The organism is Klebsiella sp. JN_Kp121 (assembly GCF_040062145.1).
Taxonomy (GTDB): domain Bacteria; phylum Pseudomonadota; class Gammaproteobacteria; order Enterobacterales; family Enterobacteriaceae; genus Klebsiella; species Klebsiella aerogenes.
Window position 1 is genome coordinate 17,873 of record NZ_JBEAHX010000015.1, and the last position, 21,717, is coordinate 39,589.

22 protein-coding genes and 1 riboswitch are annotated in these 21,717 nt (G+C 56.8%); of the genes, 9 read left to right on the forward strand and 13 right to left on the reverse strand.

The window, feature by feature from the left end; translation table 11 throughout:
• Positions 1 to 239: 239 nt before the first annotated feature.
• Entirely contained in the window at positions 240 to 1,580 is a 1,341-nt protein-coding gene (gene dcuB, locus ABLU86_RS17325) for an anaerobic C4-dicarboxylate transporter DcuB (protein ID WP_015368823.1), read from the forward strand.
• Between the two features lie 42 nt (positions 1,581 to 1,622).
• Here the strand turns inward: dcuB and ABLU86_RS17330 are convergent, their stop codons facing one another.
• The 10 genes from ABLU86_RS17330 to ABLU86_RS17375 form a co-directional block, all read right to left on the reverse strand.
• Positions 1,623 to 1,940 (reverse strand): PTS lactose/cellobiose transporter subunit IIA, encoded by a 318-nt coding sequence (locus ABLU86_RS17330; protein WP_015704005.1) that lies wholly within the window; start codon positions 1,938 to 1,940, stop codon positions 1,623 to 1,625.
• A gap of 3 nt (positions 1,941 to 1,943) precedes the next feature.
• Complete coding sequence (locus tag ABLU86_RS17335; protein ID WP_032715413.1) at positions 1,944 to 2,249, reverse strand: PTS sugar transporter subunit IIB; 306 nt, start codon at positions 2,247 to 2,249, stop codon at positions 1,944 to 1,946.
• 175 nt (positions 2,250 to 2,424) lie between these two features.
• Complete coding sequence (locus tag ABLU86_RS17340) at positions 2,425 to 3,957, reverse strand: sensor domain-containing diguanylate cyclase (RefSeq protein WP_020079905.1); 1,533 nt, start codon at positions 3,955 to 3,957, stop codon at positions 2,425 to 2,427.
• Between the two features lie 506 nt (positions 3,958 to 4,463).
• Positions 4,464 to 5,597: a 2-iminoacetate synthase ThiH gene (gene thiH / locus ABLU86_RS17345; protein WP_020079904.1), complete on the reverse strand. Its 1,134-nt coding sequence runs from the start codon at positions 5,595 to 5,597 to the stop codon at positions 4,464 to 4,466.
• Positions 5,594 to 6,364, reverse strand: a complete 771-nt coding sequence (gene thiG, locus ABLU86_RS17350) for a thiazole synthase (protein WP_020079903.1) — start codon at positions 6,362 to 6,364, stop codon at positions 5,594 to 5,596. The genes thiH and thiG overlap by 4 nt, the downstream gene beginning before the upstream one ends.
• A 1-nt stretch (position 6,365) precedes the next feature.
• On the reverse strand, positions 6,366 to 6,566 hold the full coding sequence (thiS, locus tag ABLU86_RS17355; protein WP_020079902.1) for a sulfur carrier protein ThiS: 201 nt from the start codon (positions 6,564 to 6,566) through the stop codon (positions 6,366 to 6,368).
• Positions 6,550 to 7,305 (reverse strand): HesA/MoeB/ThiF family protein, encoded by a 756-nt coding sequence (locus ABLU86_RS17360; protein WP_015704011.1) that lies wholly within the window; start codon positions 7,303 to 7,305, stop codon positions 6,550 to 6,552. Before ABLU86_RS17360 ends, thiS begins: the two co-directional genes overlap by 17 nt.
• Positions 7,298 to 7,933, reverse strand: coding sequence for a thiamine phosphate synthase (gene thiE, locus ABLU86_RS17365; RefSeq protein ID WP_020079901.1), 636 nt, complete (start codon positions 7,931 to 7,933; stop codon positions 7,298 to 7,300). The genes ABLU86_RS17360 and thiE overlap by 8 nt, the downstream gene beginning before the upstream one ends.
• Positions 7,933 to 9,828, reverse strand: a complete 1,896-nt coding sequence (gene thiC / locus ABLU86_RS17370; RefSeq protein WP_348796034.1) for a phosphomethylpyrimidine synthase ThiC — start codon at positions 9,826 to 9,828, stop codon at positions 7,933 to 7,935. The genes thiE and thiC overlap by 1 nt, the downstream gene beginning before the upstream one ends.
• Before the next feature lie 89 nt (positions 9,829 to 9,917).
• Positions 9,918 to 10,042, reverse strand: a riboswitch (TPP riboswitch).
• A gap of 52 nt (positions 10,043 to 10,094) precedes the next feature.
• Positions 10,095 to 10,592 (reverse strand): Rsd/AlgQ family anti-sigma factor, encoded by a 498-nt coding sequence (locus tag ABLU86_RS17375; protein WP_015368814.1) that lies wholly within the window; start codon positions 10,590 to 10,592, stop codon positions 10,095 to 10,097.
• Positions 10,593 to 10,682: 90 nt separating this feature from the next.
• Here ABLU86_RS17375 and nudC point away from each other — a divergent pair, with 90 nt between their 5' ends.
• From nudC to ABLU86_RS17405, 6 genes are all read left to right on the forward strand, one after another.
• Positions 10,683 to 11,456: an NAD(+) diphosphatase gene (nudC, locus tag ABLU86_RS17380; RefSeq protein ID WP_020079899.1), complete on the forward strand. Its 774-nt coding sequence runs from the start codon at positions 10,683 to 10,685 to the stop codon at positions 11,454 to 11,456.
• A 40-nt stretch (positions 11,457 to 11,496) separates the two neighbouring features.
• Positions 11,497 to 12,561, forward strand: a complete 1,065-nt coding sequence (hemE, locus tag ABLU86_RS17385) for a uroporphyrinogen decarboxylase (RefSeq protein WP_020079898.1) — start codon at positions 11,497 to 11,499, stop codon at positions 12,559 to 12,561.
• Between the two features lie 12 nt (positions 12,562 to 12,573).
• Complete coding sequence (gene nfi, locus ABLU86_RS17390) at positions 12,574 to 13,245, forward strand: deoxyribonuclease V (RefSeq protein ID WP_026612433.1); 672 nt, start codon at positions 12,574 to 12,576, stop codon at positions 13,243 to 13,245.
• A 42-nt stretch (positions 13,246 to 13,287) separates the two neighbouring features.
• Positions 13,288 to 13,878, forward strand: coding sequence for a YjaG family protein (locus ABLU86_RS17395; RefSeq protein ID WP_015704016.1), 591 nt, complete (start codon positions 13,288 to 13,290; stop codon positions 13,876 to 13,878).
• 186 nt (positions 13,879 to 14,064) lie between these two features.
• On the forward strand, positions 14,065 to 14,337 hold the full coding sequence (hupA, locus tag ABLU86_RS17400) for a nucleoid-associated protein HU-alpha (RefSeq protein ID WP_002884342.1): 273 nt from the start codon (positions 14,065 to 14,067) through the stop codon (positions 14,335 to 14,337).
• A 12-nt stretch (positions 14,338 to 14,349) separates the two neighbouring features.
• Positions 14,350 to 15,042 carry a DUF1481 domain-containing protein gene (locus ABLU86_RS17405; protein ID WP_015704017.1) on the forward strand — a complete coding sequence of 231 codons (693 nt, stop codon included), beginning with the start codon at positions 14,350 to 14,352 and terminating at the stop codon, positions 15,040 to 15,042.
• A gap of 3 nt (positions 15,043 to 15,045) precedes the next feature.
• Here the strand turns inward: ABLU86_RS17405 and zraP are convergent, their stop codons facing one another.
• Positions 15,046 to 15,483 carry a zinc resistance sensor/chaperone ZraP gene (gene zraP, locus ABLU86_RS17410; RefSeq protein ID WP_015704018.1) on the reverse strand — a complete coding sequence of 146 codons (438 nt, stop codon included), beginning with the start codon at positions 15,481 to 15,483 and terminating at the stop codon, positions 15,046 to 15,048.
• A 260-nt stretch (positions 15,484 to 15,743) separates the two neighbouring features.
• Here zraP and zraS point away from each other — a divergent pair, with 260 nt between their 5' ends.
• Together zraS and zraR are read left to right on the forward strand one after the other, a co-directional pair.
• On the forward strand, positions 15,744 to 17,129 hold the full coding sequence (gene zraS, locus ABLU86_RS17415) for a two-component system sensor histidine kinase ZraS (protein WP_032713821.1): 1,386 nt from the start codon (positions 15,744 to 15,746) through the stop codon (positions 17,127 to 17,129).
• On the forward strand, positions 17,116 to 18,447 hold the full coding sequence (zraR, locus tag ABLU86_RS17420) for a sigma-54-dependent response regulator transcription factor ZraR (RefSeq protein ID WP_157195111.1): 1,332 nt from the start codon (positions 17,116 to 17,118) through the stop codon (positions 18,445 to 18,447). Before zraS ends, zraR begins: the two co-directional genes overlap by 14 nt.
• Here the strand turns inward: zraR and purD are convergent.
• Together purD and purH are read right to left on the reverse strand one after the other, a co-directional pair.
• Positions 18,437 to 19,732 carry a phosphoribosylamine--glycine ligase gene (gene purD / locus ABLU86_RS17425; RefSeq protein WP_015368805.1) on the reverse strand — a complete coding sequence of 432 codons (1,296 nt, stop codon included), beginning with the start codon at positions 19,730 to 19,732 and terminating at the stop codon, positions 18,437 to 18,439. The genes zraR and purD overlap by 11 nt on opposite strands.
• A 15-nt stretch (positions 19,733 to 19,747) precedes the next feature.
• Positions 19,748 to 21,337, reverse strand: coding sequence for a bifunctional phosphoribosylaminoimidazolecarboxamide formyltransferase/IMP cyclohydrolase (purH, locus tag ABLU86_RS17430; protein ID WP_047039963.1), 1,590 nt, complete (start codon positions 21,335 to 21,337; stop codon positions 19,748 to 19,750).
• Positions 21,338 to 21,717: the final 380 nt, after the last annotated feature.

A 21,717-nucleotide genomic window follows, 5' to 3' on the forward strand; every position in this document is an offset into this window, starting at 1 on the left:
ATTTCTTTATGCCATCACTAATCGATGGATAAAAATTCTACATGTATCAAAAAATAGGCGCCGCAAACGCTATATAGTCAAAACACTCAAAGAATCATGTGATTACTTTTCCCCATCCTTTTCGGTTTACCGCAACTGAGGGGGTCACTGCGCCTGTTAAAAGGCAATGGAGGTGGTGAGCAAAATAAAAATAAGGCGGAGAGTATTGTCGTTATTAATGGATAGCTTCTGGGGGATGCATGGAATTTGCTATACAGCTCATCATTATCTTAATTTGTCTGTTCTACGGCGCGAAAAAGGGTGGCATTGCGCTCGGCCTTTTAGGCGGCATTGGCTTAGTTATCTTAGTTTTTGTCTTTCATCTTAAACCAGGAAAACCGCCGGTTGATGTCATGCTGGTGATTATCGCGGTGGTGGCCGCCTCGGCGACGCTACAGGCATCCGGCGGTTTAGACGTGATGCTGCAGATTGCCGAGAAGCTCCTGCGGCGCAACCCCAAATACGTTTCTATCGTTGCGCCATTCGTCACCTGTACGCTGACGATCCTGTGCGGTACCGGCCACGTGGTGTATACGATCCTGCCAATTATTTACGACGTAGCTATCAAAAATAATATTCGCCCGGAGCGGCCGATGGCGGCGAGCTCGATTGGCGCTCAAATGGGGATTATTGCCAGTCCGGTTTCGGTGGCGGTGGTCTCGCTGGTGGCGATGCTCGGGAATTTTACCTTTAACGGTAAGCACCTTGAGTTTCTCGATCTACTGGCGATAACCATTCCGTCAACGCTACTGGGGATTTTGGCGATTGGCATCTTCAGCTGGTTCCGCGGTAAGGACCTTGATAAAGACGAGACCTTCCAGGCGTTTATTGCAGTACCGGAAAACCGTCATTATGTTTATGGCGATACGGCCACGCTATTGGATAAAAAGCTGCCGACCAGCAACTGGATCGCGATGTGGATCTTCCTTGCCTCAATCGCCGTAGTGGCGCTGCTTGGCGCGTTTTCCGAACTGCGCCCGGCGTTCGATGGTAAGCCTCTCTCAATGGTACTGGTGATCCAGATGTTCATGCTGCTCTCCGGGGCGCTTATCATCATCATTACCAAAACTAACCCGGCGTCGATTTCTAAAAATGAGGTTTTCCGCTCGGGGATGATCGCTATCGTCGCGGTGTACGGTATTGCATGGATGGCGGAAACCATGTTTGGCGCGCACATGACCGAGATTAAAGGCGTGCTCGGAGAGATGGTGAAGGAGTACCCGTGGGCCTACGCTATCGTGCTGTTATTGGTATCGAAGTTCGTCAACTCTCAGGCGGCGGCGCTGGCGGCGATTGTCCCGGTAGCGCTGGCGATCGGCGTTGACCCGGCCTATATCGTGGCTTCCGCGCCCGCCTGCTACGGCTATTACATCCTGCCGACTTACCCAAGCGATCTGGCGGCGATTCAGTTTGACCGTTCAGGCACGACCCATATTGGCCGCTTCGTCATAAACCATAGCTTTATCCTGCCGGGATTAATTGGCGTGAGCGTTTCTTGCGTCTTTGGCTGGGTGTTCGCGGCGATGTACGGTTTTCTGTAAGTGAGACAGGCGCCGCTGGCGGCGCCTGATAAATCAGCGGGATTATTGTGCGGGCGGCAGGCGGCGATACAGTTCGATCATATCGGTTGCTAAATCCTGAATCACCATCGCGTTCATTAGATGATCCTGGGAATGCACGGTAATCAGGTTCACCGGCAGCTTGCCGCTGCCTTCGTCCAGGCCAATAAGCTGGGTCTGGATTTTATGCGCATGCTTCACGAATTCGTGGGAGTCGGCCATAGCCTGTTCGGCGGCGGCAAAATCGCCTTTACGCGCCTGCTGCAGGGCGGTGAGGGCAGAACTGCGTGCGGAGCCGGCGTTGACCAGCAGCTCCATGATAATTGTCTCTAAATCTTCCATGCCTTACTCCATCAGCTTCAGGGCTTTATCCAGAACGGCATCGCCTTTCATCATGCCGTAATCCATCATGTCAATAACGGCGACCTTTTTACCGACCGGGTCGGCTAGCGCCTGTAGTTTCGCCTGCTCGTACTTCACCTGTGGGCCGAGCAGGATAATATCCGCCTCAGCCAGGTTATCTTTGAACTCCGCTACCGGCACAGCTTTGATCGAGACTTCGATGCCTTTCTTTTGCGCGGCCTCTTTCATGCGTTGCACCAGCATGCTGGTGGACATTCCTGCGGCACAGCATAAAACGATATTCTTCATAGTTTCATCGCCCTTATGTATGTTCCTTGATGCATCATCTTTATCGCGGGCGGCGGCACGGCACAACCGCTTCACCATGATTGTGTGTAAAACATCACAAAAAATGAAACCGGTTTCAATTTTGCAGCGGCCGAGATAAAAAAGCCCGCAAAAGCGGGCTATCAGGGAGTTGTGCTCAGGCGCGAACGATTCGATTCTTGCCCTGCTGTTTGGCCTTATACAACGCTTCATCCACGCTAACGACCAGTTTTTCCAGCGGCTCCATATTCCATTCCCCGAGGCCGGCGCTAAAGGTGACGGTTAATCCTTCTTCGCGCCAGGTTCGGCTGGCAACGTTAAGGCGCCAGCTCTCCAGAATGGTGAGTGCGTTGTCGATATGTTCGGCAGGGAAGATAACGGCAAATTCTTCGCCGCCGTAGCGGTAAAGCGAGATCTCCTGCGGCTGCAGGATCTGTATCCCTTCACGCGCGACGTTGCGCAGCACGATGTCGCCATTGAGGTGGCCCCAGGTATCATTAATTGATTTAAAGTTGTCGATATCGACCAACGCGAGGGCGAAAGGCTGGTGATCGTTCATCAGGGCGGCGATATCGCTGTCGAAGGCGCGGCGATTTTTGCAGCCGGTTAGCGCATCGATGGTGGCCTGGCGGACATAGGTGAGCTCACGCTGTTTATTGCTCTCGATCGCTTTGCTGAGCATGGCTTCCAGCCGCGGCGCGCGTTTGACGTCGCCGGTCTTAATGGCGTTAATGATGTTCATCAGTACGGTACGCGAAGCGTGGCGCAGATATAGCCCGAACAGGACGATGACAATGGCGGCGAGGGCGAACCCCCAGGCGACAATATCGGTTTCATAGCGCGTCAGGTCATCAAGGGTGGCATCGGTGACGCGGAAAATAACGAACCAGTCAGGGTTGGTAAAGGAATAGTAGTAGTACCAGGCCTTATGTTCCTCATCATAAAGTTGGCCTTCCGCGCTGGTCATTTTGTCCATCAGTTCCGCGCTAACGTAGGTTTTAAATAGCGCGCCGGTATCGGGATGGATAACCACTTTGCCGTCGCGTTGCACGACAAAAAACTCGCCCTGTACCGGCGAGACAATCTGCCGTAACGCGTAGCCCATTGAGGTCAGATCCATATGAAATGCCAGACTACCTTTGAGCCTTCCCTGCGGTGAAATGACAGGCCGGTAGACGGTAACGGTAGGGTGGTGGGTGAAGTAATCAAGGTAAGGAGTGGTATAGAGGCTGAAGGTACTGGCTTCCGCCTGGCGAATAAACCAGGGGCGCGTTTTTGGATCAAACGTGCGGCTCTCATCGCCTTCCATCACTTCGGGGGCGCGCAGATAATGACCAAGAGTATCGGCAAGCGAAATGGAGGAGACCGTCGGCATCAGCTCCTGCAGACGCATCAAATCGTCCAGACCCTTTTGCGGATTGAGATTTACGGCGCTATTGAGCGCATCGTCGCGGGCAAAGTATTTCGTCGCGCGCGCCAGAATGTAGTCATTTTCGCGCAGCAGCGATTCGGTGTAGTTCACCGCAAGGTTATGGGTGAAGTTGCGGTTAATATGGTGATAATCTTCAAGAAAGTTTTTCTTCTGCGTCGCGGTAACAAAGATTGCGATCAGTAAAAAACTGAGCAAAATCCCTGCAAACCCCACTACGATTGGCGTAGTAAAAGAGAGCTTTCTGTTGTGGCGTGCCATGAGTTGTTAATCGTCCAGAATCAATATACCCGTCATACTTCAAGTTGCATGTGCGTTGGCTTTCCTCGCTCACCCCAGTCACTTACTGAAGTAAGCTTCTGGGGATTCGCTGCGTCGCCGCGTGACTCGGCCTTCAGCCTCGCCCCTACGGGGCCAGCGCAAGCGCTGTTCAAAACGGCTAGCCGTTTTGTCCTGCAACTCGAATTATTTAGGGTATAAACCGTGGGTTTAGACGCAGGTTAAGCCAGCATGCCTGCTTAGCGAATCAGGTAACTATCGCTAAATTATAACGCTGAGTGCGCTCATCATCGTGATTAATATTTAATAGCAATATGTTTGCGGCAGTGCGGACGGTAGAGGCAGGGCGAAGAGAGGAAAGAAAAGCTCGCCCTGGTCAGCGTCCGCTGCTGACCAGGGCAGAATAGAAAAACGGCGGCAGTTCGGCGAGCCTCCGTTTTTCATCTCTCGTGCAGGCACGCAAAATAATCAGCTGCTTGCAGCATGCTTCATGATGATTGCGAGGCGCGTCCCAGCCAGCTATCCCAGTCTTTCCATACCGGCTGCAGGCCACGGGCGGCCAGCGCGCTGGCGACCTCTTCAGGGCGGCGATCGTCGTGTGGCGCAAATTGCTCAAGCTCCGGATGATCGTCGGCGTAGCCGCCGGGCTGGGTTTTGGAGAACGCGCTGACGTTGTTAATCGCCAGCGGGATCACCCGGTCGCGGAACCACGGTGATTCACGGGTCGAGAGCGACAGCTCAACCTCCGGCGCCAGCAGGCGGAAGGCGCAAATGGTTTGCACCAGCTGACGTTCGTCCATCAGCGAGGCTGGCGCAATCCCTCCGGCACAAGGGCGTAAACGCGGGAAGGAGATAGAGTAACGGCTGCGCCAGTAGCGCTGCTGTAGCCACAGCAGATGTTCGGCGACCATAAAGCAGTCCACCCGCCAGCTGTCGGAAAGACCAATGAGCGCGCCGAGGCCGATCTTGTCGATCCCCGCTTCGCCCAGGCGATCCGGCGTATCAAGGCGCCAGAAGAAATCCTGCTTTTTACCTTTCAAGTGGTGCTGGGCATACATGCCTTCATGGTAGGTCTCCTGGTAGACCATCACCCCATCAAGCCCCAGCGTTTTTAGTTCGGCATACTCTTCGGTCGCCAGTGGCTGCACTTCCATATGCAGCGAGGCAAACTGGCGGCGGATGGATGGCAGGTGCTGGCGGAAATAATCCATTCCGACCTTACTCTGATGTTCGCCGGTGACCAGTAACAAATGCTCAAAGCCTAAATCGCGGATTGCGGCGCATTCGCGGACAATCTCTGCTTCATCCAGCGTCTTGCGCTTAATGCGATTACTCATTGAGAAGCCGCAGTAGGTACAGTCGTTGGCGCACAGGTTGGACAAATACAACGGTACGTAAAAGCTGACGGTGTTGCCGAAGCGCTGGCGGGTGAGGCGCTGCGCGCGCTGGGCCAGCGGTTCAAGGTAATCGGCCGCGGCAGGCGAGAGCAGGGCCATCATATCATCGCGGGTGAGCTGCTTTGCCGCCAGCGCCCGTTCGACGTCGGCGGCGGTTTTGCTGTTGATACGCAGGCGGATGTCATCCCACTCCAGCTGCCGCCAGTGATCGCTAAAGGTCTTCATGCCAGCGCCTCCAGAAAGCCGGTCAGCGGGCTGGTGGCTTGTGCCTGTGTACTGCGTGCGCCCGGTCCGGCCTGACGCGCCAGTAATCCGGCATCGACCGCCATGCGGAAGGCGCGGGCCATGGCGACAGGATCGTCGGCGACGGCAATGGCGGTATTGACCAGCACCGCATCAGCGCCCATCTCCAGCGCCTGCGCCGCGTGGCTCGGCACGCCGATCCCGGCATCAACCACCACCGGTACCGTCGCCTGTTCGATAATAATCTCCAGCATGGCTCTGGTTTCCAGCCCCTGGTTGGAGCCTATCGGCGCGCCCAGCGGCATCACCGCCGCGCAGCCAGCCTCTTCCAGCCGTTTGCACAGGACCGGGTCGGCGCCGCAATAGGGCAGGACGACAAACCCTTCGCGCACCAGCAGTTCCGCCGCCTTCAGGGTTTCAATGGGGTCAGGCAGCAGCCAGCGAGCGTCCGGATGGATCTCAAGTTTCAGCCAGTGGGTGCCTAAGGCTTCCCGCGCCAGGCGAGCGGCAAATACCGCTTCTTCCGCCGTCTTGGCGCCTGAGGTATTCGGCAGCAGGTTAACGCCCGCCGCCAGCAGCGGCGCGAGAATCGCGTCATTATGCTGGCGTAAATCGACGCGCTTCATCGCCAGCGTCACCAGCTGGCTTCCCGAGGCGCGAATCGCCTCGACCATCACCTCCGGGGCAGCGAATTTGCCGGTTCCGGTAAAAAGGTGGGATTCAAATGTCTTATCAGCAATACGTAACATGTCAGCCTCCGGCGATAACCTGAAAAAGCAGGACCCGATCGCCTTCCTGCAAGAGATGATCTTCCCACCGATCGCGTGGCAGGATGTGTTGATTGAGCGCCAGCGCAACGCCCGGCTGGAGCTGTTCCAGTTGGCTGAGCAGGGCGCTTACGCTGAGGTTGTCCGCGCACTCCAGCGGTTCGTCGTTAAACCAGACTTGCATCATGGCCTCCGCATACCGGGCAGCCCTGGGCCTTTTGCAGCGCAAGGTTGCGCCAGTTGCTGGTGCGGGCGTCAAACAGCCGTAGCGTGTTGCGCGGCGTCGCCATGCCGCTAAGGAGCTTTATGGCCTCCAGCGCCTGCAGCGTCCCCATCATGCCGACGACCGGACCGACGATCCCCGCGGTGCGGCAGTTACGTTGCGGTTCGGCGGTGTCCGGCCACAGGCAGCGATAGCAGCCCTGCGCCCAGGGCGGCGTCAGCACCATCAACTGGCCGCCGAAGCCGACGGCGCTGGCGGTCACCAGCGGCGTCTCAAGGGCGACGCAGGCGGCGTTAATCGCCTGGCGGGCGATCATGTTATCGGTACAGTCCAGCACCACGTCGGCTTTCGCCACTTCAGCGCGCAGCGCCTCGCCGCTTAAACGCTGCTGTAGCGCCACGAGGCGGATTTGCGGATTGAGTTGGTTGAGCCGCGTCTTTGCCGCCGCGGCTTTTGGCTGGTCGATATCGTCGCTGGTGAACAGAATTTGCCGCTGTAGGTTGCTGAGATGTACCGCGTCGTCATCGGCCAGCGTCAGCGTCCCGACGCCGGCCCCCGCCAGATATAGCGCCGCCGGCGAACCTAAGCCGCCCAGACCAATAATCAGCGCCCGGCTGGCTAACAGTTTCTGCTGCCCCTCGATGGCGATATCTTCCAGCAGCAACTGGCGGCTATAGCGCATGAAATCGTGATCATTCATCGCCTGCTCCCGCCAGCGCTAACAGTTGTGCAGTGGCAGCCTGCCAGTCTGCTGCCTGGGTAATGGCGCTGACGACCGCGATGCTGCCAACGCCGGTCGCCAGTACGCCCGGTGCTTTTTCCAGACTGATGCCGCCTATCGCTACCGTCGGATAATCGGCCAGCCGCTGAATATGCCCGGCAAGCTGTTCGAGGCCCTGCGGCGCCGAAGGCATCTGTTTGGTTTGTGTCGGGAAGACGTGTCCCAGTGCGATATAGGAAGGGCGCGCCGCCAGCGCGACGTCAATTTCCATGTCGTCGTGAGTGGAGACGCCAAGGCGCAGTCCGGCTTGACGGATGGCGCTCAGGTCGGTGGTTTCCAGGTCCTCTTGACCCAGATGTACGCCATACGCCCGGTGCTTAATCGCCAGTTGCCAGTAATCATTGATAAACAGACGCGCGCGATAGCGGCGGCCAAGCGCGATGGCGGCGATAACATCATCCTCTACGTCGCTGTCGCGCTGGTCCTTGATCCGCAATTGAATAGTGCGTACGCCGGCTTCCAGCAGGCGCTCAATCCACGCCACGCTATCGACAACCGGATAAAGCCCGAGACGAAACGGTACGGGCGGAAAGTCAGGCTGGTACATCAGGCATTTTCCTTTTTCAGGTAGATTTCACCGCCGCGGGCGCGGAAGTTATTCGACATATCGGCCATGCCGGCTTCGATATTTTGCTTTGCGGCGTAGTCGCGGACCTCTTGCGTGATCTTCATCGAACAGAATTTCGGTCCGCACATGGAGCAGAAGTGGGCGACCTTGCCGGATTCCTGCGGTAAGGTTTCATCGTGATAGGCCCGCGCGGTAAAGGGATCGAGCGCGAGGTTGAACTGGTCTTCCCAGCGGAATTCGAAACGTGCTTTTGACATCGCGTTGTCGCGGATCTGCGCCCCGGGGTGGCCTTTAGCGAGGTCGGCGGCGTGGGCGGCGATTTTGTAGGTAATCAGCCCCTGTTTTACATCCTCTTTGTTGGGCAAGCCGAGATGTTCTTTTGGCGTGACGTAGCACAGCATGGCGCAGCCAAACCAGCCAATCATTGCCGCGCCGATACCGGAAGTGAAATGATCATAGCCCGGCGCGATGTCGGTGGTGAGCGGCCCCAGCGTGTAGAACGGCGCTTCGTGGCAGTGCTCCAGCTCTTCGGTCATATTGCGGCGAATCATCTGCATCGGCACGTGGCCGGGGCCTTCAATCATCACCTGAACGTCATACTCCCAGGCGATTTTAGTCAGCTCGCCCAGCGTATGCAGCTCGGCGAACTGAGCCTCGTCGTTGGCATCCTGAATCGAGCCGGGGCGCAGACCATCGCCGAGGGACAGCGACACGTCATAGGCGGCGCAGATTTCACAGATTTCGCGGAAGTGCTGGTAGAGGAAGTTTTCCTGATGATGCGACAGGCACCACTTGGCCATGATCGAACCGCCGCGCGAGACGATCCCGGTCAGCCGCTTCGCGGTCATCGGCACGTAACGCAGCAGCACCCCGGCATGAATCGTGAAGTAGTCGACGCCCTGTTCGGCCTGTTCCAGCAGGGTATCGCGGAAGGCTTCCCAGGTCAGGTTCTCAGCAATGCCGTTGACCTTCTCCAGCGCCTGGTAAATCGGGACGGTACCAATCGGCACCGGGCTGTTGCGCAGGATCCATTCGCGGGTCTCGTGGATATAGCGGCCGGTGGAGAGGTCCATTACCGTGTCGGCACCCCAGCGGGTTGACCAGACCAGCTTCTCGACTTCTTCTTCGATGGAAGAGGTCACCGCCGAGTTGCCGATATTGGCATTCACTTTCACCAGGAAGTTGCGGCCGATAATCATCGGCTCGGATTCCGGGTGATTGATATTGGCCGGGATGATGGCTCGCCCGGCAGCGACTTCATCGCGGACGAATTCGGCGGTAATGTTGTCCGGCAGGCGTGCGCCAAAGCTTTCTCCGGGATGCTGCTGGCGCAGCACCTCGCTGCGGATACGCTCGCGGCCCATGTTTTCGCGAATGGCGATGAATTCCATCTCCGGGGTGACGATCCCCTGGCGGGCATAGTGTAGTTGCGTCACGCATTTGCCAGCGACGGCGCGTTTAGGCGTCAGCAGGCCGCCGAAGCGCAGTTCATCAAGGCCATCGTCGGCCAGCCGCGCTTTAGTGTAAGCCGAGCTGCGTTCGTTGAGCGGTGCGCAGTCGTTACGCGCGTCGATCCACGGTTGGCGTAGTTTTGCCAGCCCCTGGCGGACATCGATGTTGATCTCCGGGTCGCCGTAAGGCCCGGAGGTGTCATACACCGGTATCGGTTCGTTGGCTTCGTATTGGGGGTTGTCGTTGTCACCGCCGATGAGCGTCGGGCTGAGCTGGATTTCACGCATCGGGACGCGGATATCAGCCTGTGAGCCTTGAATGTAAATGCGGCGTGAATTGGGAAAAGCGGTACCTTCCAGCGTATCAATGAATCGCTGCGCGTGTTCGCGTTGTTCCCGGCGGGTCAGTTTGGTAGTAGACATAGCGCATTCCAGTTACAAAAAAAGGAGATGGCTTGTCAGACGACGGATGGAGTAACAGATGCGACCAGCCCGGAACGGGCAGGTGCGACCAGCAGTTTACTCTTGTTCCCTTCGCAGGTATTAGCCTGATCAGGTTCCGCGGATCCCGAATAAACGGTCTCAGCCTTTTCCACTTCAGCGTTCGCGTGGAAAATAGGCACTCCGACAAGATGAAATCCCTCCGCAGAGGGATAATGTATGTAAATTACTCGTTAACGGTTCACAACTCAAGCGGTCGGCGCGATATTGTCGCCAACGTTGTCTTTCTGATCGTGAGCGACGACCAGCGCCAGCAGCTTGTCCTCAAGCGCGAAGCGCGCCTCCAGCGATTCGCCGATATCTGACAGCGCCTGCTGAAATTCGAGATAGTTATCATGATCGATGGCGTTTTCGAGGCAGGTATCGTAATAGTCCATCATCTGCTGGGTATTGGCTTCCAGCTGCGGGTAGATTTTGGTGGCGGCTAAAAGAGGGGTACTCCCTTCCATTTCTCCGATAATACGTTCATAAATATTAAAATGACCGGATGAGAGGTAATCCACCAGGCTTTGGCAAAAGTCATCCAGCGCCTTTTCATTAAGCCGCATAAAGGACTCTTTGCCGGGTTTCAGGCCAACCAGGTTGTAGTAAGCCACGAGCAAATGCTTACGCACAAGCAGCCAGCGATCGACCAGTTTGTTATTGCCTCCAACACGTTCCGTCAGGTTTTCCAGCTGGTTTAACATGATTGACTCCGCAAGATTAAAAATAACGTTGCTCAGCAAATGTAAATATAATGTTAAAAGTGCCAGTAAAACGAAGGTAGCGCAATAGATATGGATCGTATTATTGAAAAATTAGATCGCGGCTGGTGGATCGTCAGTCACGAACAAAAATTATGGCTTCCCGCAGGGGAATTACCACATGGCGAAGCGGTAAATTTTGATCTTGTCGGTGAACGCGCGCTACATCTCGGCGAGTGGCAAGGCGAAGCGGTGTGGCTGGTGCGTCAGGATCGTCGCCGTGATATGGGATCGCTGCGCCAGGTATTGGATCAGGATCCTGGGCTTTTCCAGTTAGCAGGGCGCGGGATCCAGTTGGCCGAGTTTTATCGATCGCATAAATTCTGCGGCTACTGTGGCCACCCGATGCATGTCAGTAAAACCGAGTGGGCGATGCTGTGCGGCCACTGCCGCGAGCGCTATTATCCGCAAATTGCCCCCTGCATTATCGTCGCCATTCGTCGCGACGATTCAATTCTGCTGGCGCAGCATACCCGCCATCGTAATGGTGTCCATACGGTGTTGGCCGGGTTTGTCGAAGTGGGTGAAACCCTTGAGCAGGCGGTCGCCCGCGAAGTGATGGAAGAGAGCGGCATTAAGGTGAAAAACCTGCGCTATGTGACCTCCCAGCCGTGGCCCTTCCCGCAATCATTGATGACCGCCTTTATGGCTGAATACGATAGCGGCGATATTGTCGTGGATAAGAAAGAGCTGCTGAGCGCAGAGTGGTATCGCTATGACGATTTGCCGCTACTGCCGCCGCCGGGCACGGTGGCGCGACGCCTGATCGAAGATACGGTGGCGATGTGTCGGGCAGAGTACGAGTGACATGTTACACTGGGCGCATCAACGCTAAAGGAATGTAAAAATGACCGAACTGAAAAACGATCGTTACCTGCGTGCGCTGCTGCGCCAGCCGGTTGATGTCACCCCGGTGTGGATGATGCGCCAGGCGGGCCGCTATCTCCCGGAATACAAAGCCACCCGCGCGCAAGCGGGCGATTTCATGTCGCTGTGTAAAAATGCCGAGCTGGCCTGCGAAGTAACGCTACAGCCGCTGCGCCGTTACCCGCTGGATGCGGCGATCCTCTTTTCGGACATCCTGACGATTCCGGATGCGATGGGGCTGGGGCTGTACTTTGAAGCTGGCGAAGGCCCGCGCTTCACCTCGCCGGTGAAATGCAAAGCCGACGTCGACAAACTGCCGGTGCCGGACCCGGAACAAGAATTAGGCTACGTGATGAACGCCGTGCGCACCATTCGCCGTGAACTGAAAGGCGAAGTACCGCTGATTGGTTTTTCCGGCAGCCCGTGGACGCTGGCGACCTATATGGTCGAAGGCGGCAGCAGCAAAGCCTTTACCGTCATCAAAAAGTTGATGTACGCCGAACCGCAGGCGCTGCACGCGCTGCTGGATAAGCTGGCGAAAAGCGTCACCCTGTATCTGAACGCGCAGATCAAAGCAGGCGCGCAGTCGGTGATGATTTTCGACACCTGGGGCGGCGTGTTGACCGGCCGCGACTATCAGCAATTCTCGCTCTACTACATGCATAAAATCGTCGATGGCCTGCTGCGGGAAAACGAAGGCCGTCGCGTACCGGTAACGCTGTTCACCAAAGGCGGCGGACAATGGCTGGAAGCGATGGCGGAGACCGGCTGCGATGCGCTGGGTCTCGACTGGACCACCGATATTGCCGATGCTCGCCGTCGCGTAGGCCACAAAGTGGCGCTGCAGGGCAATATGGACCCGTCGATGCTTTATGCCCCTGCCGCCCGCATTGAAGACGAAGTGGCGAACATTCTCGCCGGCTTCGGCCAGGGCGAAGGCCATGTCTTTAACCTTGGCCACGGCATCCATCAGGACGTCGACCCACAGCATGCAGGAGTCTTTGTTGAGGCGGTGCATCGTCTCTCCGCGCAATATCACCAATAGGAGATAAGCATGATGGATTTAGCTGCGCTACGGACCCAACAGCAATCTTTAGCCGCGTCGGTAGAACGTGCGGACCGATTGGATCGCGACCCGCCGGTGCTGATCGGCGGCGCCGATGTGGGGTTTGAGCAGGAGGGGGAAATTACCCGAGCTGCGATGGTGCTGCTAACTTATCCGGAGCTTGAGCTGGTGGAATATCAGGTGGCGCGCGTCGCCACCACGATGCCGTACATCCCAGGCTTTCTCTCCTTTCGCGAGACCCCCGCGCTGCTGGCGGCGTGGCAACAGCTATCACAAAAGCCCGATCTGTTGTTCGTCGACGGGCACGGTATTTCGCATCCCCGGCGGCTTGGCGTCGCCAGCCATTTTGGCCTGATGGTTGATGTGCCAACGATTGGCGTAGCGAAAAAACGTTTATGCGGCAAGTTTGAACCGCTTGGCGCCGAGCCCGGAGCGCTGGCGCCATTAATCGACAAAGGCGATCAGCTGGCCTGGGTCTGGCGCAGCAAAGCACGCTGCAACCCGCTGTTTATCAGTACGGGCCACCGCGTGGGTATCGATAGCGCGTTAATGTGGGTGGAACGTTGTATGCAGGGCTATCGTCTACCCGAGCCGACGCGCTGGGCCGATGCCGTGGCATCCCGTCGGCCTTCCTTTGTGCGTTGGCAAGCAAATCACGGCTGATTCAGGTACACTGCGCCTAATTTCTGACTTCGAGAATTCATCATGTTACAAAACCCGATTCACCTGCGCCTGGAGAAACTGGAGAGCTGGCAGCACGTCACCTTTATGGCCTGCCTGTGCGAGCGTATGTACCCTAACTACGCCATGTTCTGCAAGCAAACCGAGTTCGGCGACGGCCAGTTATATCGTCGTATCCTTGACCTGATCTGGGAAACGCTGACGGTAAAAGATGCGAAGGTGAATTTCGATAGTCAGCTGGAAAAGCTGGAAGAGGCGATTCCGTCCGCGGATGACTACGACATGTACGGCGTCTATCCGGCTATCGATGCCTGCGTCGCGCTGAGCGAATTAATCCACTCACGCCTGAGCGGTGAAACGCTGGAACATGCTATCGAGGTCAGTAAGACTTCTATTACTACCGTCGCGATGCTGGAAATGACTCAGGAAGGTCGCGAAATGACCGATGAAGAGCTCAGAGCCAACCCGGCGGTTGAACAAGAATGGGACATTCAGTGGGAGATTTTCCGCCTGTTGGCCGACTGCGAAGAACGCGATCTTGAACTGATTAAAGGGCTGCGTGCAGACCTGCGAGAGGCCGGCGAGAGCAATATTGGTATAAATTTTCAGCAATGAGACCACAAAACGTGATTTACCGCCTGAATTGTAGCGTCTGAAGACTTCCATTCCGCCCCCTGTCTGGTCTACATTTGGGGGGCGAAAAAAAGTGGCTATCGGTGCGTGTATGCAGGAGAGTGCTTTTCTGGCATTTCCGTCGCACTCGATGCTTAGCAAGCGATAAACACATTGTAAGGATAACTTATGAACAAGACTCAACTGATTGATGTAATTGCGGACAAAGCTGACCTGTCTAAAGCACAGGCAAAAGCTGCCCTGGAATCCACCCTGGCTGCAATTACCGAGTCTCTGAAAGAAGGTGATGCTGTTCAACTGGTTGGTTTCGGTACCTTCAAAGTGAACCACCGTGCTGAGCGTACTGGCCGCAACCCGCAGACCGGTAAAGAAATCAAAATCGCTGCAGCTAACGTGCCAGCATTTGTTTCTGGCAAAGCGCTGAAAGACGCAGTCAAGTAAGACCGCGTGGCAGTGTCCAGTTTTAACGAAGGGGCTTTTAAGCCCCTTTTGTCTAACTGGCGTCGCACGCTGACGCTGGCAGGCGCGCTATTGCTCACTGCCTGCAGTCACGATTCTTCTCTTCCTCCTTTCACCGCCAGCGGCTACGCCGATAACCAGGGCGCCATGCGCATCTGGCGCAAAGATGCCGGCGATGAAGTACACCTGCTTGCCGCCTTTAGTCCGTGGCACCGCGGCGACACCTCAACCAGCGAGTACCGCTGGCAGGATGGCCAACTAACGCTTATTGAGCTCAACGTATACGGTAAACCGCCGGAACATATTCGCGCCCGCTTTGACGCCCAGGGCGAGCTAAGCTTTATGCAGCGTGAAGTAGATGGTGAAAAACAGCAGCTTTCGAACGACCAGGTCGCGCTGTACCGCTACCGCGCACAGCAAATCCGCGAAACCAGTGACGCCTTGCGTCAAGGACGGGTGGTATTACGTCAGGGGCGCTGGCATGCCGATCGTACCGTGACTACCTGTGAAGGCCAGACCGTGAAGCCTGACCTTGATGAGCGGGCATTAGCGCATATTGAACGCCGCCAGAATCACTCCTCCGTAGAAGTGAGCGTGGCGTGGCTGGAAGCACCGGAAGGCGCTCAGCTGCTGCTGGTGGCTAACGAAAACTTCTGTACCTGGCAGCCGAGCGAAAAATCGTTCTGAGTTTTACCAGTGGTTCATGCCCATATGACCACCGCCATTACCGCGGCAGCCGCCGTAACCCATACCCGCGCCGCGAGGAACGCCTGCTTCAGCCAGGGCGATATCAAATTTTACCCGCTGCTGATCCAGCTGCTGGCTTAACGTTTCCATTTCCTTCGCCACGGCTTCAATTTTTCCGCTTTCCGGCTTCTGCGCGGTGAGCAGCGCATTGTACTCGTAGCGTTTGGACTGCAGCTGCTGGCGCAGGGCGCTGGTTTGCGCATAGTAATTGTCATGTAGCTTCTGCACTGTCGCTTGCTGTTCCTGGGTGAGCTGGCTGTAACCCTGCGCGCCCATTCCGTTATTGTAGCCCCAGTGATGCCCAGCCCAGGCCGCGTTACTGCCAAAGGTCAGTGCGGCAATCGCCGCGAAGATGAGGGATAAAGTCGGTTTCCGTTTCATGGCTTGATCTCCTGTGTGGTTTCCCTCTGTGTTGCATCTTCCATGCCAGCCTGAAAAAGCGCGTCAATACTGGCCGGCCCGCGGCAAACGTGACTCTGGCGAGTAAAAATGACCCGTTGCGGCTGGAGTCCGCGAGTCATTTTTACTCGCTAAATCACCAGCGATATGTCTGAGGACAGGTTTCACGGTGTGGAAAAATGGCATGATTTCTGCTGATGGATCCTGGTGATAGCGAATAAGGACACGATAAGGACCCGCCCATGCCGCGCATTACCTCATTTTCCCGAGACACCATGAGCTGGTTACTGACCGGCACGGTCGTCCTGTTAGTTCTTCTATTTTCCGCGATGATCGTCCGCGATTATGGTCGGGAGACCGCCGCCGCCCGGCAAAACATCGAAGAAAAGGGGAGTGTGCTGATCCGCGCCCTGGAGTCCGGCACGCGTGTCGGCATGGGGATGCGAATGCATCACGCGCAGCTGCAGGCGTTGCTGGAGGAGATGGCATGGCAGCCCGGAGTGCTGTGGTTCGCGGTGACCGATGAAAACGGTAAGATTATCGCCCACAGCGACCCGCAACAGGTGGATACCGCGCTGTACAGTCCTGCGCAAATGCGTGAACTCAAGGTTGGCGAGCAGGAGCGCTGGCGCCGGCTTGCCGAGCCGCAACCGGCGCTGGAGATTTATCGCCAGTTTCGCCCGCTTAACCCTGCTCGTGGTCACCATATGGGGATGATGAAGCGCTGCAACAGCGCGCTGGCTCAGCCCAATGTTCCACAGGTGATTTTTATCGCCTTTGATAGCCGCGAGCTGGATGCGGCGCAGGCTCGCGGCTTGCGTAACATGATGATCATGCTGGTGGCCGCGGCGCTGGTCATCGTCGCGACGATCCTCGCTCAGTTCTGGTTCCGCCGCTACCGTCGTTCACGTCAGCAGCTACAGGAGGCGATGGCCCGCAAAGAAAAACTGATGGCCCTTGGGCATCTGGCGGCTGGCGTCGCGCATGAGATCCGCAATCCGCTCTCTTCGATTAAAGGACTGGCAAAGTATTTTGCCGAGCGTACGCCGCCGGGCGGCGAGGCGCAGGAGTTAGCGCTGGTGATGGCGAAAGAGGCCGACCGCCTGAACCGGGTCGTCAGCGAACTGCTGGAGCTGGTTCGCCCTGCCCATTTAAACTACCAGCCGGTCGATATTAACGCGCTTATCCATCACTCATTGCAGCTGGTAAGCCAGGATGCGCAGAGTCGCGGGATCGAACTGCAATTTACTCCGCGCCCTGAATTAACCTCGATTAAAGCCGACCCCGACCGTCTGAACCAGGTGCTGTTGAATCTGTATCTGAATGCGATGCAGGCTATTGGCCGCGACGGCGTCATTCACGTATCGGCAAGCGAAGCCGATCGGCAACGTGTGAAAATTGTCGTCAAGGATAGCGGTAAGGGGATGAGCGATGAAGAGCTGCAGGCCATCTTCACTCCTTATTTCACCACCAAGGCGGACGGCACAGGGCTGGGGCTGGCGGTGGTACAGAATATTATCGAACAACATGGCGGGACGATCCGCGCCGAAAGTCAGCCGGGAGCCGGAGCGATATTTACGCTTTGGCTACCAGTAGATGCTCAACGGAGGGAAGATGAGCAGCGATAAAGTACAGATTCTGGTTGTCGATGATGACGTCAGCCACTGCACGATTCTGCAGGCGCTACTGCGTGGCTGGGGCTATCAAGTGGCGTTAGCCCACAACGGCCTGCAGGCGCTGGAGCAGATCCATCAGCAGGTCTTCGACCTGGTGCTATGCGATATCCGCATGGCGGAGATGGACGGTATCGCGACATTAAAAGAGATCAAAGCCTATAACCCGGCGATTCCGGTATTAATCATGACGGCATTCTCCAGCGTCGGCACGGCGGTTGAGGCTATTAAGTCCGGCGCGCTGGATTATCTGGTCAAGCCGCTGGATTTTGACACCCTACAGCAGACGCTGGTTCAGGCGCTGGCGCACACCCGGCAGAGCGAGAGCGATCTCAGCGCCTCGTCAGATTTACGATGGGGCATGATTGGCGAAAGCCCGGCAATGCAGGCGCTTATCAACAATATTACGCTGGTGGCGCCCTCGGACGCGACGGTGCTGATCTGCGGCGAATCGGGAACCGGTAAAGAACTGGTGGCGCGCGCCATCCACGCCTGCAGCGAGCGCCGCGACAAGCCGCTGGTGACGCTAAACTGCGCAGCGCTCAATGAGTCGCTGCTGGAATCCGAGCTGTTCGGCCATGAAAAAGGAGCTTTTACCGGCGCGGAACGGCGGCGGGAAGGGCGTTTTGTCGAGGCGGATGGCGGCACGCTGTTCCTTGATGAAATTGGCGATATCTCGCCGCTGATGCAGGTGCGTCTGCTGCGGGCGATTCAGGAACGCGAAGTGCAGCGCGTGGGCAGTAATCAGACGCTTTCTGTCGATGTGCGGCTAATCGCCGCCACCCATCGTAATCTGGCGGAGGAGGTGAGCGCCGGGCGTTTTCGCCAGGATCTCTATTACCGCCTGAATGTCGTAACTATTGATATGCCGCCGCTGCGTCAGCGGCGTGAAGATATTCCGCAACTGGCGCAGCACTTTCTTAAGCGCTATGCCGAACGCAATCGTAAAACGGTGCAGGGATTTACGCCGCAGGCGATGGACCTGTTGATTCACTACGGCTGGCCGGGAAATATCCGCGAACTGGAAAATGCGGTGGAGCGGGCGGTGGTGCTACTGACCGGAGACTACATTTCCGAGCGTGAACTGCCGTTGGCGATAGCGGGCGCGCCGCTGCCGGTCACTGTCAACGATGAGGCGCTGATTCAGCCATTAGTGGAAGTCGAAAAAGAAGTCATTCTCTCGGCGCTGGAAAAAACGGGCGGCAACAAAACTGAAGCCGCCCGTCAGTTAGGCATTACGCGTAAAACGCTGCTGGCAAAACTCAGCCGTTAGTTTTCTCACGCGCGATGGCGCGCCAGCCGATATCGTTACGGCTAAAGCTGCCGTCCCAGTGAATATCGGTCAGCAGTTCATAGGCGCGCTGCTGCGCCTGAGCCACGGTGTCACCCAGCGCGGTCACGCACAGCACGCGCCCGCCGTTGGTGACCACGCGCTGGTCGTCTGCCAGTTTGGTGCCGGCATGGAAGACTTTACCGTCTGCGGCTTCCTGCTGCGGCAGGCCGTGGATCTCATCGCCCGTGTTGTAGCTGCCCGGATAGCCACCGGCGGCAACCACGACGCCCAGCGAAGCGCGGTTATCCCACTCGGAAGTTTTCTCGTCCAGCTTGCCCGCGCAGGCGGCGAGGCACAGCTCTACCAGATCGGATTTCATGCGCAGCATGATCGGCTGGGTTTCCGGATCGCCAAAACGGCAGTTGAACTCAATAACCTTCGGATTGCCCTGCTTGTCGATCATCAGACCGGCATACAGGAAACCGGTATAGGTGTTACCTTCAGCGGCCATACCTTTAACGGTTGGCCAGATAATCCGCTCCATGGTGCGCTGATGGACTTCATCAGTAACCACCGGTGCCGGGGAGTAAGCGCCCATACCACCGGTGTTCGGGCCGGTATCGCCGTTGCCGACGCGCTTGTGATCCTGGCTGGTGGCCATCGGCAGGACGTGCTCGCCGTCGACCATGACAATAAAGCTGGCTTCTTCGCCATCTAGGAACTCTTCAATCACGATGCGGTGGCCTGCATCGCCAAAGGCGTTACCGGCCAGCATATCTTTGACCGCCGCTTCGGCTTCCTCAAGGGTCATCGCCACGATAACGCCTTTACCTGCCGCCAGACCGTCGGCTTTGATGACGATCGGCGCGCCTTTCTCCCGCAGATAAGCCAGCGCAGGCTCAACTTCGGTGAAGTTCTGGTATTCCGCCGTCGGGATATGATGACGAGCGAGGAAATCTTTGGTGAAGGCTTTTGAACCCTCCAGCTGCGCGGCGCCTTCGGTTGGCCCGAAGATGGCGAGCCCTGCGGCACGGAATGCGTCTACTACGCCAATGACCAGCGGCGCTTCCGGACCCACGATCGTCAGATCGATTTTCTCATCCTGCGCGAAGCGTAGCAGGGCCGGAATATCGGTGACGCCGATGGCGACGTTTTGCAGCGCCGGCTCCAGCGCGGTACCCGCATTGCCCGGCGCGACATAGACGGTATCAACCAGCGGCGACTGGGCCGCTTTCCAGGCCAGCGCGTGCTCGCGCCCGCCGTTGCCGATTACTAATACTTTCATCTGCTGCTCCGTGAATTAATGGCGGAAGTGGCGCATGTCGGTGAAGATCATGGCGATACCATGTTCATCCGCGGCGGCAATCACTTCTTCGTCGCGGATAGAACCGCCCGGTTGGATAACGCAGGTGATGCCTACTGCGGCTGCGGCATCAATACCATCGCGGAACGGGAAGAAAGCGTCAGAGGCCATGGCGGAACCTTTCACTTCCAGACCTTCGTCACCGGCTTTAATCCCGGCAATTTTCGCTGAGTAGACGCGGCTCATCTGACCGGCGCCTATACCGATGGTCATATTATCTTTGGCATAAACGATGGCGTTGGATTTGACGAATTTCGCTACTTTCCAGCAGAACAGCGCATCGCGCAGCTCTTGCTCGCTCGGCTGACGTTTGCTAACCACGCGCAGTTCGCCCGCGGTGACCATACCGAGATCGCGGTCCTGAACCAGCAAGCCGCCATTGACACGTTTGAAATCGAGACCCGCGACGCGAGCATCCCACTGGCCGCAGACCAGTACGCGGACGTTCTGCTTAGCGGCGGTGATTTTCAGCGCTTCTTCGCTAGCGGATGGCGCGATGATCACTTCGACGAACTGGCGAGAGATGATCGCCTGCGCGGTTTCAGCATCCAGCTCGCGGTTAAAGGCGATGATGCCGCCGAACGCGGAGGTTGGGTCGGTTTTGTATGCGCGATCGTAGGCGTCGAGGATCGAGTCGCTGACGGCAACGCCGCACGGGTTGGCATGCTTAACGATAACGCAGGCCGGCTCGTTAAACTCTTTCACGCATTCCAGCGCCGCATCGGTATCGGCAATATTGTTATAGGAGAGCGCTTTGCCCTGCAGCTGGGTGGCGGTAGCCACGGAGGCTTCTTTTACATTCTCTTCTATATAGAAGGCCGCCTGCTGGTGGCTGTTTTCGCCGTAGCGCATATCCTGCTTCTTAATGAAGTTCAGATTCAGGGTACGCGGGAAGCGGCCAGCGGCTTCTTTGCTTTCGCCGTGATAGGCCGGAACCATGCTGCCGAAGTAGTTAGCGATCATGCTGTCGTAAGCGGCGGTGTGTTCGAAGGCTTTAATGGCGAGGTCGAAGCGGGTGTCCAGCGTGAGGGAACCTTCGTTGGCGTCCATCTCATTAATGATGGCGTCGTAGTCGCTGCTCTTAACCACGATGGCGACGTCTTTATGGTTCTTCGCTGCAGAGCGCACCATGGTCGGGCCGCCGATATCGATGTTTTCCACCGCGTCTTCCAGCGAGCATCCTTCACGAGCGACGGTCTGGGCAAACGGATAAAGGTTAACGACAACCATATCGATAGGCGCGATACCGTGTTGCTGCATGATACCGTCATCCTGACCGCGACGACCGAGGATGCCGCCGTGTACTTTCGGATGCAGGGTCTTCACGCGTCCATCCATCATTTCCGGGAAACCGGTGTAGTCAGAGACTTCGGTAACCGGCAGGCCTTTATCTGCCAGCAGGCGAGCGGTGCCGCCGGTGGACAGCAGCTCGACACCACGAGCGGAAAGCGCCTGCGCGAATTCGACGATACCGGCCTTGTCAGAAACACTGAGCAGAGCGCGGCGGACTGGACGACGTTGTTGCATGGTATTAAATCCCCAGGATTTGAACATTACAGAGAGCGTTAGGTGAGTTTTTGCCTAAAAACTCACCTAACGCACCCAACCGGGCATCCGTGTCATAGCGCGGCATTGTAACGAAAACGTTTGCGCAACGCTCGCGAATTTTTATCTTTCTCTTTCAGCCGATGATTCTCTCCTTATATGGCAGTGGATGTACCGGGGTTTGAGCCCTCTTTTGCCATGCTTCTGTGGATAATTCTGTGTGTAAAAGGGTATAAAGCGGGGTTTTGCTGGGGAATGCAGCAGTCAGTCATTTTTCTGCAATTTTTCTATTGCAGGCGTTCGAGAACTCCCTATAATGCGCCTCCATCGACACGGCGGATGTGAATCACTTCACACAAACA